General features: G+C 52.0%; 16 protein-coding genes. 9 read left to right on the forward strand and 7 right to left on the reverse strand.

The window, feature by feature from the left end:
* From HY768_07600 to HY768_07625, 6 genes are all read right to left on the reverse strand, one after another.
* Positions 1-339 (reverse strand): DNA repair protein RadA (locus tag HY768_07600; GenBank protein MBI4727071.1); only part of this gene is annotated, 339 nt, incomplete at its 3' end.
* Between the two features lie 116 nt (positions 340-455).
* Positions 456-1295 (reverse strand): MCE family protein, encoded by an 840-nt coding sequence (locus tag HY768_07605; GenBank protein ID MBI4727072.1) that lies wholly within the window; start codon positions 1293-1295, stop codon positions 456-458.
* A 183-nt stretch (positions 1296-1478) separates the two neighbouring features.
* Entirely contained in the window at positions 1479-1979 is a 501-nt protein-coding gene (locus HY768_07610; protein MBI4727073.1) for a phosphatase PAP2 family protein, read from the reverse strand.
* Between the two features lie 157 nt (positions 1980-2136).
* On the reverse strand, positions 2137-3048 hold the full coding sequence (locus tag HY768_07615; protein ID MBI4727074.1) for a 4Fe-4S binding protein: 912 nt from the start codon (positions 3046-3048) through the stop codon (positions 2137-2139).
* A 28-nt stretch (positions 3049-3076) separates the two neighbouring features.
* The gene (locus tag HY768_07620; protein MBI4727075.1) at positions 3077-3646 is read right to left on the reverse strand and encodes a hypothetical protein; all 570 of its coding nucleotides are present in this window, start codon (positions 3644-3646) and stop codon (positions 3077-3079) included.
* On the reverse strand, positions 3643-4242 hold the full coding sequence (locus tag HY768_07625; GenBank protein ID MBI4727076.1) for a hypothetical protein: 600 nt from the start codon (positions 4240-4242) through the stop codon (positions 3643-3645). Before HY768_07625 ends, HY768_07620 begins: the two co-directional genes overlap by 4 nt.
* A 306-nt stretch (positions 4243-4548) precedes the next feature.
* Here HY768_07625 and topA point away from each other — a divergent pair, with 306 nt between their 5' ends.
* From topA to HY768_07650, 5 genes are all read left to right on the forward strand, one after another.
* The gene (gene topA / locus HY768_07630) at positions 4549-6777 is read left to right on the forward strand and encodes a type I DNA topoisomerase (protein ID MBI4727077.1); all 2229 of its coding nucleotides are present in this window, start codon (positions 4549-4551) and stop codon (positions 6775-6777) included.
* Positions 6778-6817: 40 nt separating this feature from the next.
* Positions 6818-7426, forward strand: a complete 609-nt coding sequence (locus HY768_07635) for a DTW domain-containing protein (protein MBI4727078.1) — start codon at positions 6818-6820, stop codon at positions 7424-7426.
* 337 nt (positions 7427-7763) lie between these two features.
* The gene (trmFO, locus tag HY768_07640) at positions 7764-9101 is read left to right on the forward strand and encodes a methylenetetrahydrofolate--tRNA-(uracil(54)-C(5))-methyltransferase (FADH(2)-oxidizing) TrmFO (GenBank protein MBI4727079.1); all 1338 of its coding nucleotides are present in this window, start codon (positions 7764-7766) and stop codon (positions 9099-9101) included.
* Positions 9102-9215: 114 nt separating this feature from the next.
* Complete coding sequence (locus tag HY768_07645; protein MBI4727080.1) at positions 9216-10127, forward strand: hypothetical protein; 912 nt, start codon at positions 9216-9218, stop codon at positions 10125-10127.
* A complete protein-coding gene (locus tag HY768_07650; protein ID MBI4727081.1) occupies positions 10117-11178 on the forward strand; it encodes a glycosyltransferase family 9 protein in 1062 nt (353 codons plus the stop codon). The genes HY768_07645 and HY768_07650 overlap by 11 nt, the downstream gene beginning before the upstream one ends.
* A 274-nt stretch (positions 11179-11452) precedes the next feature.
* Here HY768_07650 and HY768_07655 read toward each other — a convergent pair whose 3' ends face one another.
* Positions 11453-11800: a helix-turn-helix transcriptional regulator gene (locus tag HY768_07655; protein MBI4727082.1), complete on the reverse strand. Its 348-nt coding sequence runs from the start codon at positions 11798-11800 to the stop codon at positions 11453-11455.
* A 177-nt stretch (positions 11801-11977) separates the two neighbouring features.
* Here HY768_07655 and HY768_07660 point away from each other — a divergent pair, with 177 nt between their 5' ends.
* The 4 genes from HY768_07660 to HY768_07675 form a co-directional block, all read left to right on the forward strand.
* The gene (locus tag HY768_07660) at positions 11978-12604 is read left to right on the forward strand and encodes an outer membrane beta-barrel protein (GenBank protein MBI4727083.1); all 627 of its coding nucleotides are present in this window, start codon (positions 11978-11980) and stop codon (positions 12602-12604) included.
* A 22-nt stretch (positions 12605-12626) separates the two neighbouring features.
* The gene (locus HY768_07665) at positions 12627-13196 is read left to right on the forward strand and encodes a porin family protein (GenBank protein MBI4727084.1); all 570 of its coding nucleotides are present in this window, start codon (positions 12627-12629) and stop codon (positions 13194-13196) included.
* Between the two features lie 242 nt (positions 13197-13438).
* Complete coding sequence (locus HY768_07670; GenBank protein MBI4727085.1) at positions 13439-14491, forward strand: carboxypeptidase regulatory-like domain-containing protein; 1053 nt, start codon at positions 13439-13441, stop codon at positions 14489-14491.
* Positions 14492-14618: 127 nt separating this feature from the next.
* Positions 14619-15581 (forward strand): glycosyltransferase family 9 protein (locus HY768_07675; GenBank protein MBI4727086.1); only part of this gene is annotated, 963 nt, incomplete at its 3' end.

Below are 15581 nucleotides of genomic sequence, written 5' to 3' on the forward strand. Positions count from 1 at the left end.
CAATTGCAGGGTCAGGGTGGATTTGCCGATGCCGGGATCGCCGCCAATCAGGGTCAGCGAGCCGGATACCAGGCCGCCGCCGGTGACCCGGTCGAATTCCGAGATGCCGGAGAGCAGCCGCTGGTCGTTCTTTAGTTCTATTTGGCTTAAGGTCTGGGGCAGGGAAGGGGCGGGCTGCCGGGATGACTTGCCTTTGCCCGGCCGCAGGTCGGCCCGCCGGATCTCCTCCACAAAGGTATTCCAGCCCTGGCAGGAAGGGCACTTGCCGATCCACTTGGGGCTTTCAAACCCGCAGGACTGGCAGACGAAATTGGTTTTTGGAGTCAGCTTATTTTTCATTTATCATATTTTTTTCATAGCCCAGGCCTTATTTATCCGCCGACCTGTCCGCCGTAGCGTAAGCGAAGGAGGAAGCCATAGACGTAGGAGGAAGGGTCTGGGCTATGAAAAACTGTTCAGAATATCTTCACCGTCAGATATTTCTTGGGATTGGCCTTTATATCCGCGATCAGATCCTGCAACTGCTTGTTAGTCTTCTTCAGATCCTCGTACAATTCTTTATTATTTACTAACTGCCCGGCGGTGCCCTGGCCGGAGTTGATCTTATAGGCTATGGAATCCAGGTTGGCGCTGGCCCGGGCCAGGCTCTGGATGGTGCTGTCCAGCTTGGCCTTGTTGGGCGAGATCAGCTTGTTGACGTCCTGCACCGTCTGAGTAAGGGCCTGACGGTTCTGGGAAGTCATCAGGCTCAGCTGCTGCGAGGCCTGGTCCAGGTTCTTTAAGGTGGAGGAAATATTTTTGATATTTTCCGGGGTGGCCAGGTCGTTCTTCATCTTGCCGATCAGCTGAGCGGCCTCGGTGGCCAGGTAACCCATCTTGACCATGGTCTCCATCAGCCCGGGGTTGCGGAAGCCGTCGTGGATCTGGGAGATGTCGTAGGGCTGGTCCGAAGCGCCGGAGTAGATGGCGATCTGCTTGTCGCCCATCAGGCTGGCGTCGGTCAGCCAGAACTGGGCGTCCTTCTTCAGTTCCACATCGCTGTCCAGCATTAAAGTGGCTATGATGCCGGGCTTGGCCTTGTTCAGGGCGATATTCTTGACCTTGCCCTTGTCAAAGCCGGAGACGGTCACCGGGTCGCCGCTGCGCATGCCACCGGCGTCCTCAAAGGCGATCTTCACCAGATAGCTTTTTCGCCCCACGTCGATGCGGTTGAACCATAAAAGCCCGGCTATCAAGAAAGTGATGGCGGATAAAACCACTACTCCCACGATTATTTCGTTACGGCGATTTGACATTGTCGTTCCCCTAAAAATCAAAAATTAAAAATAGAAAATAAAAAAACGGTTTCGGCACCAACCACTAAAGCACGGAAAGGCGAATAACACGGAATTTTATCAAAATTGAATTACGGTTTTTTCCATTTATTTTTCTGTGTTTCAATCATTCAGTGTTTCCGTGGTAAAGCCATGGTGTAAAACTCAATTTACTGAGTTACTATCGGGCAGGGCGGGGCTTTCATCTTTCTTGAACCTGTTTTGCAGCCAGGTGTCAAATTCGAAATCCAGGATGCCATTTCTGAAATGCAGAACCAGCTTGGCGGTGGCAAAGCCTATGGCTGCGCCGGCCAGGACGTCAGACGGATAATGCCGCCCCAGATAAACTCTGGACAATGCTATTCCCGACGCAACGGTGTAGCAGGGAATGGCGATCTTAGGATACTGGTGGGCAAAGACCGTGGCCAGGGCAAAGGCCCCGATGGAGTGTCCGGAGGGGAAGGAGGAGTTGGAGCGCTCGGTCGGCCCTTCGGGCCGCGGCCGGTTGACCACATTCTTCAAGCCGTAAGTTACCATGGCCGAGGCGCCGTCGGCGAACAGGACCAGCTTGGCGCTTTGCCGGGCTTTCTCTCCGCCGAACAGGCCCACTCCGGCGCACAGGGCAATGCCGATCTCTGCCTCGCCGGCATTGGTCAATAGTTCCATCGGCTGGTCTAACCAGTCGCGCTGCCAGCGATCATGTATCTGGTTGAACAGCCTCTGGTCTATGCTTTGGGCTTGACATTCAGGTATGGCGGTAAGAGCCAACAGCAGGATATATATCCCGATCGCTATTTTTATTTTTTCATTTTTCATTTTGAATTTAGAACCTGGTAAGATCCACATGGCCCAAGGCTCCCAGCATGGTCACCGCCTTTTGGGGGCAGACCTCGAAGCACAGCCCGCAGCCGATGCACTGTCCCCGGATCACCTTGTGGTGTTCGTTCTTTTTCCCGATGATGCAATCGGTGGGGCAGTTAGCCTTGCACTGGCCGCAGCCATTGCACTGCAGGCCGATGAAAGCGGTGGGCCGGATCGGGATCCGGTCAATATAGCTTTTGGGCGGGCATTTGATGACGCAGATGGAGCAGGAGCGGCAGCGCTGGTAATCAATTTTGGGCAGGGAGCCCTCCCAGCTGATGGCTCCATAAGGGCAGGCTTCCAGGCACGCTCCGCAGCTGGTGCAGCCGCTTTGGCAGATGCCGGAGAAACCTTCGGCCCTGGACTGGTTGCTGCAGGCCAGAAATATCTGCTGGCTTTTGGGCGACAGCTTGAATATCTGCTTGGGGCAGGCCTTGGCGCAGCGTCCGCAGCCCTGGCATTTGGTGAAATCAACCTTGGGCAATCCCTGCTTTCCCACTGTGATGGCGCCGTAGGGGCAGGAGGCCGCGCAGTCTCCAAAACGCAGACAGCCGTAAAGGCACTGGCGGGGGCCTCCCCAGGCCAGCATGGCGGCCCGGCAGGTGGAGATGCCCTGATGCTCAAAGCGGTCGGCGGATTTGTGGGAATCACCCTGGCAGATCAGGAAGGAGACCTCGGCCATAGTACCGGCGTTCCTCTCGGCCCAGAACTCCAGCAGCTTTGACCTGAGGCTCTCGCCGCCTGGCAGGCAAAGGCCCAGGTCCGGCTCGCCCTGCTCCAGCCGCCGGGCATAGCCCAGGCATCCTTGGTAAGAGCCGCACAGTCCGCAGTTCAGTCCGGGCAACAGTTCCAGTATTTTTTGAGAGATTTCCATAGAAATAATATTGGCCTCAGTATTCATGTTATTTAACCAACATCAAAAGGCCCTGAAAGGCGATCCACAAGATTCCCGAAGCCAGCAAAAAAGAAGGCCAGCCTTTCAATAGTTTCAGGAACTGCGCGGTCTCCAGCCGGGCGCGTAAATGCGATATCAGCATCAGGGAAACCAGAAAACTGGCCGCCATCCCCAGCAGGGTCAGGATCATCATTACGAATGTTGCCGGTGGATGGTGAAGCAATACCAGGGCCGTGGCCAGGGCCAGGAAATTCAGACAGAACAGCGGCAGGTTATGCTCCAGCCGGGGCCAGGGTTTTAGCAAGCGGGCTAATGACCAGTTGAGTCCCGGCATCAGCAGCATCAGCAAAGGCAGTTCCCATGCCGTCCAGCCCAGGGGAAGTATCAGATGGAAGTGCAGCAGCCAGGCCAGCAGCCAGTAAAGCAGCATGGTCAATGCTCCCAGCAGTCCGTAAAAAAATGCCTGCCGGTGATCCCGGCTGGCGCCCTGGGCGGCGGAGGGTATCAGACCAAGGCTGACCGCAGGATTCAAGGCCAGCAGTCCGGTCAAAAATGATAAGGAAAAAGGTTCGGTCATTTCTTATTTTTCACCAGGTTAAATATTAACAGCAGGATTCCGGTCAAAAGAATGCCCCCGAACATGGTGCTAAGGAGAGGCCAGGGGGCCTGGGAGAAAACAGTCATTCCCGCCAGACGTCCTTGTCCGGCTACTTGACGGACCAGGGCAATGGCCAGCAAGGCAAAGACGGTTCCCACGCCGGTTCCGGCGGCATCGAACAGGGCCCGATCGATCGTTGTATTGTAGGACAGAAGCTGGGAACGCGAATACACCAAAGGCGAGGCAGCCAGCAGGGCATACAATATCCTGGTATTATCAGGCAGGGCGGCAAAAGCATCGGACAGAAAAAGGGCCGTGACTGATAAAACAATCGAGGTGAGTATCACCTGGGGCCAGAGGGGAACTTTTTTCTGGAACAGCTCGCCCACCGCCGCTGAGACCAGGCTGTTGAACAGCAACAAAAGAAGAACGATGCCGCCCAGAAAAAAGGCCTGGCCCATAGTGGCGGTGCCGGCCACGGCCAAAAATATCCCCAGTCCGGAGAAGGTCACGGGGTTCTCGGACCAGAGGTTTTTCAGGAAAAGCTGTTGTTTTGATTCCGAAGGAAGACGCATAAAAAATTATTTTTAAATTTTGCGGGATTAAAACCCTAATTATATAACCGGTAAGGGATTAAATCTTAAGTATAATTTCTTTGACGGCCAAAGTCAAGAGAAAAGCCTTGACAAGAAGGGTTTTATTTTAGTATGATAATCGGCCTTGTTCGCAAAGGGAACGGATTATAGGGAATAGATTATAGGGAATAGATTATAGGGAACGGATGATGGGGATAGATATTGGAAACGAAAACGGAAAACGTAAACACCAAACGGTAAACTGTAAACAGTATTATTGATAAATTGTAAATAGAAAATATTTTTATGCCAAAAAATCTGGTAATAGTTGAATCTCCGGCCAAGGCCAAGACCATCGGCAAATATCTGGGCCGTGATTTTTCCGTCATCTCCTCCATGGGGCACGTCCGGGACCTGCCGCCCAGCAAACTGGGGGTGGACCTGGCCAAGGATTTCGAACCCCAGTATGTTACCATCAAGGGCAAGGCCAAATTAGTGGCCCAGATCAAGGCCAAGGCCAAGGAGGCCGAAAAGATATACCTGGCCTGCGATCCCGACCGCGAGGGAGAGGCCATCGCCTGGCACATCGCCGCCGAGATCAAGGAGGGCAAGAAGAAGATCCACCGGATCATGTTCTATGAGATAACCAGAGAGAGCATCCAGAGCGGCATTGCCCATCCCGGCAAGATCGACAATAATAAGGTGGAGGCCCAGCAGGCCCGGAGGATCCTGGACCGGATCGTGGGCTACCAGGTCAGCCCCTATCTGTGGACCACCGTGCGGCGGGGGCTCTCGGCCGGGCGGGTGCAGACCGTGGCCTTGAGGCTGATCTGCGAGCGGGAGGACGAGATCAAGGCCTTTAAGCCCCAGGAATACTGGTCTTTAGCAGCCAGGCTCCAGGGCAAGGAAGGCGGGCCGTTCGAGGCCCTGCTGTTCAAGATCGACGGCAAGAAGGCCGCCATCAAGGATAAAGCCGCCATGGACCAGACGCTGGCCGGACTTAAATCCGGACAGTTCACGGTGGAGAACCTGGAATCCAAAGACAAAAAACGCAACACCTACCCGCCGTTCATCACCAGCACTTTGCAGCAGGCGGCCTTCCGGGCTTTCGGCTATTCGGCCAAGAAGACCATGATGTTGGCCCAGCAGTTGTACGAGGGGATCGAGCTGGGCGACGAGGGCGCCACCGGCCTAATCACCTACATGCGCACCGACGCGGTGCGGCTGGCTCCGGAGGCCATCGCCGCTGCCCGGGAATATATCAAGGAAAAATTCGGGGCAGAATACCTGCCGCCGGAGCCTTTGCACTACAAGTCGCGCCGGGGAGCCCAGGAGGGCCACGAGGCCATCCGGCCCTCGGCAGTGGAGCGGCACCCCGACAAGATCAAGGGCTACCTGACGCCGGAACAACACAAGGTCTACGGGCTGATTTACAGCCGGTTCCTGGCCTGCCAGATGAACCCCGCCGTATACCTGGCTTCCACCGCCGACATCGCCTGCGGAAAATACCTGTTCCGGATTTCGGGCAATGCCCTTAAATTCAACGGTTTTCTGGCGGCCTACGGGATAGAGGAGGACGACTCCGCCGAATACGGCGGCAGCAAGAGCCTGCCGCCATTGACCAAGGGCGAGATATTAAAGCTGGCCGAGCTTTTACCCAAACAGCATTTCACCGAGCCGCCGCCGCGCTATAACGTGGGCACCCTGATTAAGATCCTGGAGGCCCAGGGCATCGGGCGCCCGTCCACCTACGCCGCCATCGTCAGCACCCTGCTGGATCGGGAGTACATCCTGCAGGAGCAGGGACGTTTTTCTCCCACCGAGCTGGGCCAGGTGGTCAGCCGGATACTGATCGAAAAATTCCCCGACATCTTCGAGGTCCAGTTTACCGCCGACATGGAAACCGAGCTGGACAAGATAGAGCAGGGCAAGCTTGACCGGGTCCAGGTGCTGAAAGATTTTTACGCTCCTTTTTCCAAGGATCTGAAAACGGCCGAGGCTGGCAAGGCGGAGATGAAGAAGTCCTTGGAGGAGAAGACCGACCTGAAATGCCCCAACTGCCAGAGCCCGATGCTCATCAAATGGGGGCGGTTCGGCAAGTTCTACGCCTGCTCCAATTATCCCGAGTGCAAGACCACCAAGCCGCTGGAGGAGGAAGAGGAGCAAAATATCACCGAGACCTGCGAAAAATGCGGCAGCCCCATGGCGGTCAAACGGGGCCGGTTCGGAAAATTTTTAGCCTGCTCAAATTATCCCAAGTGCGAGAACGTGAAATCCATCACCACCGGAGTGCCCTGCCCCGAGCCGGGCTGCACCGGCGAGCTGACCGAACGTCGCAGCAAGCGGGGCAAGAATTTCTATTCCTGCAGCCGCTATCCCGACTGCAAATACGCCAGCTGGAACAAGCCGGTCAACCAGCCATGCCCCAGCTGCGGGTTCGGCCACCTGTCCCAGAAATACAGCAAGGCCAAGGGGAATTACGTGGCCTGCTCCAAGTGCAAGCACGAGCCGGAGGTGGAAGCGGAATCTAAATGACCATTTGTCGCTATTCTAATTTTTGCGATAAAAGTAAATTATGAGGCATAAATCCGGCTCCGAAGCCAAACCCCGCTGTCCCCGCTGCCGTCTGCACCTGGAGCTCTGCGTCTGCGGGCTGGCTCCTGAATTTGATCTTTCCACCAAGGCGGTGGTGATCATGCATTACGCCGAGGAAAGGCGCAAAAGCAACAGCGGCATGCTGTCCAGGCTGGTATTGAAGAATTCCGAGATATTCTTAAGGGGTTTGCGGGACGGCCCGGCCGCTCCGGAGCCTTCGGAAAAGTATCCCAATTCCCTGGTGCTTTTCCCGGGGGCCGGTTCTCAGGAATTAAATGACAATTTTCTGGCAACCATTCCCCGGCCCATAACCCTGATCCTGGCCGACGGCAACTGGAACCAGGCCGGGCACATGGTCAAGCGCGAAGCGCTGATGAAGGATGTTCCCAAGGTCCACCTGCCCCTTGGGGAACCAACAAACTACCGGTTGCGCAAGCCCCAGGCTCAGAACCGGATTTGCACTTTTGAAGCCTTAAGCCGGGCGCTGGGGATAATAGAGGGGCTGGAGATCGAGCAGAAACTGAAAGAGTTCTTTTATCTCTGGGTTTCCCGCAGCCTTAAAATGAGAGGCCAGCCGGATGAAAACTGAAAAAATAAAACCCCGCCGACGGACGGGGTTTTATTTTGCCTTGATTGTTCATCTAATAAACTATGGGTATTGTCAGGTACTTTTCTATCCGCAGATTAAACAGACGTTGTAGTGAGCGATGGCCGAACTATTTACGCAGATTTAAACATTTAAGTTTAAGTCGTCATGAAAATAATCGGTTATCATCTGTGTTAATTCGCTTACGCACCTCGTCTGTCTTCCCTTGGAGGCAGTAGCTTTAGCGAAGGCCTCTGCGGATAAGAATCCCCGGGAAAATTAAGTATAGTCATTTTGCCTTGATTTTAATCCGGTTTTGTTGTATCCTTAAAAATTGACGATCAACTTAAAAACCATATCCATCATCGGTGGAGGGCTGGCCGGATGCGAGGCGGCTTATCAGGCCGCCCGGCGCGGCCACCGGGTCAACTTGTACGAGATGCGGTTTACAGGAAAGTCAGACAGACCTGTCCTAAACACTCCGGCCCACCAGACCGGGCTTTTGGCCGAATTAGTATGCAGCAATTCCCTGAAATCCACCGAGCCGGGCAACGCCCACGGCCTGCTCAAGGGCGAACTGGCCCGGCTGGATTCCCTGCTGCTTAAATGCGCCAGAAAAGTTTCGCTGCCGGCCGGCAAGGCCCTGGCGGTGGACCGGGACAAGTTTGCTTTGGCCGTGACCCTGGCAATCGGAAGCGATCCCAATATAAAGATTATTTCCGAAGAACAAGTCGCCATCCCGGAAGGCCCAACCGTCATAGCTTCCGGGCCCCTGACCTCGGAAAAATTCTCCCGGGCGCTGGTTTCAATGCTGGGGGAAGAAGGGCTTTTTTTCTTTGATGCCATAGCCCCCATAGTGGAGGCCGGATCGCTGGACCATTCCAAGATGTTCAAGGCCTCGCGCTATTCCGATGAAGAGGGACAGTATTGGAACGCGCCGCTGAGCAAGAAGCAGTACCATGAATTCGTGAAACAACTGGCGGCGGCCGAACGCCATCAGCCCCGCGATTTTGAAGCCGGGCATTACTACGAAGGGTGCCTGCCGGTGGAGGCGCTGGCCGAACGGAACGTAAATTCCCTGCGCTTCGGGATGATGAAGCCGGTGGGGCTGTTCAACCCCCACGAGGGTCGAAGACCCTATGCAGTGCTGCAGTTAAGGCAGGAAAATTTAGAAGGCACCATGTTCAACCTGGTGGGTTTCCAGACCCTGCTTAAAATTTCGGAGCAGCAAAGGATCTTCCGGATGATACCTGGCCTGGAACAAGCCCATTTCCTGCGTTATGGCAGCATGCACCGGAACACTTATTTGCAGGGTCCTTCGGTACTCCATGCCACCATGCAGTCCAAAGCCAGGGACGATCTGTTCTTCGCCGGTCAGCTTACCGGGGTGGAGGGCTACGGGGAATCCATCGCCACCGGGCTGCTGGCGGGCATCAATGTTTCACGTCATTTAAAAGACCAGCCGCTGCTGATCCCGCCGCCCCTAACCATGCTGGGAGCATTGTGCAAATATGTGTCCGAAGGGGGAACCGGGAAAAGCTTTCAACCCATGAACGCCAATTTTGGTTTGCTGCCGCCGTTGGAAAACTCTGGGCATTCCAAGAAACAGCGCTCTGAGGTCTATTCCCAAAGGGCGCTGAAGGCCATGGAAGGGTTTGTGGAATATCTGAGTAGTTAGTTAAGCGAGCTTTTAACCCCTCCCAACCCTCCCCGATGCGGCTGGGATAAAGGGAGAGGTCGGCACCAAAAGAAAAAGAATATAAGCATTTAAACTCCAAGGGAACGAACGAAAATGGATTACGCCAAGATAATCAAGGACTCCTGGATTATGTCGGTAAAACACCGCTACCTGTGGGTCTTCGGGGTGTTCGCCGGGATGGGCGGCGGATTTTCATATCCCGGCGATATGAAGGAAGCCAGGAACAATGAATTTATTTCCACCGGCTGGTCCTGGCTTTGGGGGCACCCGGTTATAGCCATAATGATCGCAGCGGGCCTGGGGCTGCTGCTGTTGATCCATTTCATCCTGGTTTTTATATCCTACGGGGCGCTGATCAAGGGCGCAGCCCAGGTTGAACAGGAAGGAAAGAGCAATTTTGACAGCGCGCTAAGCGCCGGGCTGAAATATTTCTGGCCCAATGTGGGGATCGTCCTGCTGACTGGCCTGATGGCCCTGGGAGTGGTCGCCATCATCATGCTGCCGTTTGCCGGAATGTTATTGGCCGGCAGCGGCGGCTTTAAAGTAGCGGCCGTGATCTGGCTGATACTCTGCATCCTGCCCCTGCTGCTGGCCATCTTCGGGCTGGTGATAGTGGCGGCCCTGGCCGCCAGGATCTGCGTGATAGAAGACGCCGGGGTCTGGGATTCATTCAAGCAGGCCTGGCTGATGTGCAAGACCAACATCTCCGAATCGGCCACGCTGGGGGCGATCTCCATAGCTTTGGGGATCGGGATCTCGATTGCCATAACAGTGGCCGCAATAGCATTGGCCATACCGTTCATAATCCTGGGCCTGGTAAATATCTGGCTGGGACTGGTGCCCGGCGGTTTGGTGGGCATTGCCCTGATAATGCTTTTAGCCTGCGTTTACGGCGTTTTTACTTCGGCCTACTGGACCCTGGGATATTTGCAGATTAAAGCCAAGAATGCGCCGTCTCCCCAATTTAACACTCCGGTTTTGCCGGCGGGCGAAGTTGCCCAATAAACAGAAAATATTAGTGGTCCGGCATGACCGGCTGGGCGACGCCATCAATGCCGTGCCGGTGCTGATGGCGCTCAAAAAAGCCAAGCCCGAGGCGGTGGTTACATATATGGCGGCTTCTGCGTTCGTAGAACTTTTCACCGGCCAGCCTTATCTGGACGAAGTGAGCATCTGGCCAAATAATCTTTGGCATTTAGTGAAAGCATTGCGCCGGGGCCATTACGATGTCCTGCTGATGCTGCATCCTTCAAAACTTTTGGCCTGGGCGGCGCTGTTTGCCGGAGTCAAGCAGAAGGCCGGCCTGGGATTCAGGCCCTATTATGTTCTGACGGGATTCAAGCACTCGCATAATGGCCGGAAGTTGAGTGCTCCGCCTGGCTTCGATACTTCCTGCGGAAACTCAGCCAACGGCGGAGCGTATCGAAACGACGGCCATGTTTTACACGAGACCGAATACAATTTTTCCGTGGCCCGCAGTATATTTGATCTGCCCAAAGAGATCGAGCCTCCGCAGATATTTTTGAGCGATACGGAAGAAGCCGAAGCCAAAAATGTCCTGATGTCCATGAATGTCAGGACACCTATTGCAGTGCTCCCTGCCAACCGGGGTTCTTCGGCCAACTGGGAACCGGAGCGCTATCGGCAGCTGGTCCAGAAATTAGTGGAAACCAAGCAGGAAGTTCTGATTCTGGGCGGGCCGGGCGAGGAAGAGATACTGTCCCGGGTCAAAGGCGAAACTAATGCCCCCACGGCCGGGCCGGACCTGACATTGCGGCGGCTGGCTGCAATTTTGGCAAATTGCCGGCAGGTTATAGGCAGCAGCACCGGCACCCTGCACCTGGCCGCGGCGGCGGGCGCAAAAACCGTGGGGCTTTTTTGCCCGGCGCCGGCCAGCCGCCCGGAACGCTGGAGGCCGTTGGGGGAGGAGCATGTTCAGCTGGTGCCTGTTTCTGATTACTGTGAAAAATGTAAGCCCGATGCCAAATGTAATCTTGGGGGCATAGCACTTGAAAAAGTATTAGGTCATATTTTTATAAATGGTAGTATACTGTAAATACGCTTTGAATAGATTGCCTAAAGCAAACAAGCAAATAAAAACTAAACTTTTGGGAAACCCGATTTTTTATTTTTCGTCCTGATAGCGATAGCCTGAAAGCTATCGCTGGTAGCCAACAAGGCCCCTGGCGGGGCCTGCCCGCCTTTGGCGGATTAGGTTCATAGAGCCTTTATGATTTCCAGCGATGTCATTTATGTCGTCGCTATATTGATAAACGAAATTTGCTAACAGTTCAGTAATTAAAAAACCGCCTTTAAAGGCGGTTTTTTAATTACCGTTTGGTCCATTGTAGAATATCTTTGATGACATCTCTTATTAAAATTCGCTTTTTTTCATTTTGTCTTTTAACCAACCCGTTTATTTCAGCAAGCGCCGCATCTTTGGAATCTTTTAAATCATGGCGTTCGGCAAACAACAATTCGGTGCTTATGCCTAAAGCATCGGCAAGTTTTACTATGGTTTCAAGGGTAACATTTTTTACTCCACGTTCAATCATTCCGATATGAGTAGAATGAAGGTTTGACCGAAAACCCAATTCTTCCTGGGTTATGCCCTGTTGCTTGCGTAATTGTTGTATTCGCAGGCCGAATCTTATTTTTACGTTTGTTTTTGCTGACATAGGCTATATCCGTTTTTGGCGATAAAATAGTGAATATTTATAAAAGGATAATCCATACGCCAGTATTATGCCAGATACGATAATATCTAAAATAATTATTACGATAGTATTGACATTTGTTGTTAATTTTGATATAATATCTTTTAAATAAAACAAAAAGCAAAGGAGGTGAATCCAATGAAAACTAAACTTATTTTTCTTACTGTTATCGCATCGTTCATCTTCTTTAATATTGCCAGGAGTGATATTGGCATTAAAGTGGGTTATTTTTCACCCGCCGAGAAAACCTTTAAAGAAATCTACGGATCGGGCGGACTTGTTTTTGGATTGGATGGCGTTTTCTGGAGGGCAAATAATGTCGGTTTTGGTGTTTCCCTCGATTATTTTCGCAAGTCAGGAACGCCAGTATTTATTATCAACGGGGATACGGTGGAGACTGCCGATACCGCAATTGTGCGAGATGCCTCCTGCAAGATCACCTTCATACCTATAGCCTGCAATGCTTATTACAAATTTGGACAAAAGGAATCTGCAGTTAGGCCGTATATAGGCGGTGGCATTGGGATGTATCTTGTCAATGAGGAACTCAAGGCGGTTCTCTATGGCGATGACAGGTTTGGCTCTGCATCCAAGACCGAACTTGGCTTCCAGGTTCTGGGGGGAATTGAAAGTAAGATGGGCAATAAAACTAAGTTAGTTGCAGAAATCAAATATTCTATCGCCGCTGCCTCGGGGGAAGGCGGTTTGGCCGGCAAAACTGTTGATATAGGCGGATTGACCCTTTGTGCCGGAATCAGATTTTAACAACAATAAAAGGAGATAAACAATGGAAAACATCAAAGGGAAAATAGTCATTCTATCAGTTTTTGTATTGCTGTTCATGCCGTTGAATGTATTTGCATCCGAGAACAGCAACGCCGTATCCGGCAAATTGGGAATCTATCTGCCCCATGGAGGAGAGGATTCGTATAATGCCATAAAAAGCGGTATGGGTTTTACTGTTTGCTTTGAGCATTATATGAATAAGAACACTTCTGTGATGGCAAAGGCCGGATACCTCAAGTGGGGCACGACGGAGGAGGATGAATATATGTCCAATATACCGCTTATGGCCGGACTCAAATATTATTTGAACAGTGGCTCATCTGTATATCCATATCTTGCAGCTGATATCGGGCTTAACATGTGGTCCTGGATGGAGCGGGGGGAACAAGAATACAGCCATCAGGATCTCGGCTTTGGACTCGGCGCAGGCATGGAGATACCATTAAGCAACAATAATATGAATCTTGACCTTTCGGGCAAATATAGTATTATCTCATGGCCGTCAGAATGGTGCGGGGAGAGCTTTAAGAATATAGAGATTGGCTTTGGGATAAAATACGCGTTGAAATAACTGTAGACTAATAATGTACGGCCTATCAGTTCTTTTATCCTTAAACTGCGTCACACCAGGTCGTCAACATCAAAGGGAACAGCTACCGTCTGAGAGACAAGCTGGGAAAGGAGGCATAGGAACATCCATTATGACACTTATGAGTGGCACATTTTCAAACGATCATAATTGGTGCATTTTCAAAAGACCATTGACACTTAACCCTTCAACAAAACAAAAAAATACAAATAGGAGGTAATACCATGAAACGTCTTCTGCTCGTTGTTCCCTTGGTTGTAGCTATGGCCCTCGTTGGCTGCAGCAAGAAAGACGACCCCACCTCTCCGACGCCCACAACCGGTACTATCACCGGTATGGTGACGAAGGCATCCGATGCTTCTGCCATCGCGAGTGCAAGCGTTGTCACCAATCCGGCCACCAGCAATGTTTCAACCGATGCAACCGGCAATTTTAGCATTACTGGCGTTGCTGCGGGAACCTATACTGTAACGGCCTCTAAAAGCGGTTTTATTGACAACAGCGCGTCTGTTTCGGTTACTGCGGGGAATACAGCAACGGCTAATATTGCGTTGGCGGAAACGACAGTTACAGGCACAGGAATTTCAATTACTTCTACTCCTTCAGGGGCCAGAATATATTTACAAGGTCCAAGTGGATGGGTTGATACAACTAAATATACACCATCTACTTTTACAGGTTTAACCCCAAGTTCCTATTATAGCTGTTGGCTGTTTAAAGATGGCTATTATGAATGGCATTCTGAAGGTTGGGCCGAGAGTTATTACGGTACAACAGATATTGTGGTCACAACCGATCAGATTACGAATGTAAGTGCTACATTACTTTCACGCTTCTCTCAAGGCACCAATGTCGCTCTTGCATCTAATGGTGGTACTGCTTCAGCTTCTGGCTGGGCCAGTTATGGCGGATATGACGCCACACCGCAAGAAGCAAATGATGGACTTTCACCAACGGCAATCGGCATTAACTCATTCTGGGGATATTATGCAGATAACTGTTGGTTAAGGATTGATTTCCCTTCAATAAATGCTATTCGGACAGTGGTGTTAGATCTGTCATACGGTGGCCAGACTTATTATATCGAAGGGAGCGCTGATGGAACCACCTGGTTTACCCTAATGCCGTCAACATATATACCCAACACGGCGAAGGTTTATGCGCTTCCATCACCAACTTCAGTAATAGCTATACGGGCAGTAGGTACTTCATCTGGCGCGCCAGGCGGATATCTGTGGAGATATATAGTTTCTGAATTAGAAGCCTGGGTCTATTAATTGAAATTGTAATCTAAAGCCCCGATGAAAACATCGGGGCTTTTTTCTTGCATTTTGGCTTTTAATGTGTTATTTTAGTAACCGTAAGATAAACAATGGCCCACCACAGAAAGCCTAAGATAGGTTAATGAAAAAATACTTACTAATCCGCCTTGGCGCCATTGGCGACATTGTGCTGGCCACCGCCGCCATAGAGGCTATTGCCCAGGCCGAACCTGATTCCCAGATAGATTTCATCTGCAAAGCCAGGTTTGCCGGGCTTTTAAAGGGCCACTCCAAATTAGCTAACATTTACGGCTTTGACGAAACCGGCCGGCACAAGGGCCTGCGGGGGTTATTGCTGTTCATTCACGAACTTAGCACCAAGAAATATAATTTCGTCATAGACCTGCAGAACAACCCGCGCAGCCGGATGGTAACCATGTGCCTTAACGGAGGCAAGAAGATCCACTGGCCCAAGGATACCTGGCGCCGTAGGATGCTGGTCTGGGGCCACGGCCAGGGCAAAACTTATAAGACAGTGATACAGAGATATCTTTCAGCGGTGGAGAAGGCCGGGATCAAAGAGCCGGAGGCCAGGCCGAAACTGTATCCGATGGCCGATCCGTCTATCAAACTGCCGCAGGGAGAGTTCATTGCCATAGCGCCGGGCGCGCACTGGTCGACCAAAAGATGGACGGGTTACTCGGAACTGGTTACAAAACTGAAAACTGTAAACTATGAGATTGTGATAGTAGGCGACAATGACGATAAAGACGTGGCCGATAATATAATTAAAGTGAGTCGAACAAGAGGAACTGATTTATGCGGGCAGTTGGACCTGGCACAATTGGCTTACGTGCTGTCCAAAGCAAAATTGCTGGTCACCAACGACACCGGGGCCATGCACATTGCCGAAGCGGCGGGAACGTCGGCGCTGGCCATCTTCGGACCCACAGTCAAACAATTCGGCTTTGCCCCCTGGCGCAAGGAAAGCAGGGTCATAGAAACAGACCTGGATTGCAGGCCGTGTTCGCTGCACGGTTCAAATAAATGCCCTAAGGGTAAGGGCCATTTAAAATGCATGAAATTTATCACTGCCGAACAGGTG

It is taken from the genome of candidate division TA06 bacterium (genome assembly GCA_016208585.1).
Lineage (GTDB): Bacteria > Edwardsbacteria > AC1 > AC1 > EtOH8 > UBA5202.

What these genes read in the sequence shown, in the direction of transcription:
- HY768_07605 (MBI4727072.1), bottom strand. Translation starts at nt 1,295, where the DNA reads ATGTCAAATCGCCGTAACGAAATAATCGTGGGAGTAGTGGTTTTATCC.
- HY768_07610 (MBI4727073.1), bottom strand. Translation starts at nt 1,979, where the DNA reads ATGGAACTATTGACCAATGCCGGCGAGGCAGAGATCGGCATTGCCCTG.
- HY768_07615 (MBI4727074.1), bottom strand. Translation starts at nt 3,048, where the DNA reads ATGGAAATCTCTCAAAAAATACTGGAACTGTTGCCCGGACTGAACTGC.
- HY768_07620 (MBI4727075.1), bottom strand. Translation starts at nt 3,646, where the DNA reads ATGACCGAACCTTTTTCCTTATCATTTTTGACCGGACTGCTGGCCTTG.
- HY768_07625 (MBI4727076.1), bottom strand. Translation starts at nt 4,242, where the DNA reads ATGCGTCTTCCTTCGGAATCAAAACAACAGCTTTTCCTGAAAAACCTC.
- topA (MBI4727077.1), top strand. Translation starts at nt 4,549, where the DNA reads ATGCCAAAAAATCTGGTAATAGTTGAATCTCCGGCCAAGGCCAAGACC.
- HY768_07635 (MBI4727078.1), top strand. Translation starts at nt 6,818, where the DNA reads ATGAGGCATAAATCCGGCTCCGAAGCCAAACCCCGCTGTCCCCGCTGC.
- HY768_07645 (MBI4727080.1), top strand. Translation starts at nt 9,216, where the DNA reads ATGGATTACGCCAAGATAATCAAGGACTCCTGGATTATGTCGGTAAAA.
- HY768_07655 (MBI4727082.1), bottom strand. Translation starts at nt 11,800, where the DNA reads ATGTCAGCAAAAACAAACGTAAAAATAAGATTCGGCCTGCGAATACAA.
- HY768_07660 (MBI4727083.1), top strand. Translation starts at nt 11,978, where the DNA reads ATGAAAACTAAACTTATTTTTCTTACTGTTATCGCATCGTTCATCTTC.
- HY768_07665 (MBI4727084.1), top strand. Translation starts at nt 12,627, where the DNA reads ATGGAAAACATCAAAGGGAAAATAGTCATTCTATCAGTTTTTGTATTG.
- HY768_07670 (MBI4727085.1), top strand. Translation starts at nt 13,439, where the DNA reads ATGAAACGTCTTCTGCTCGTTGTTCCCTTGGTTGTAGCTATGGCCCTC.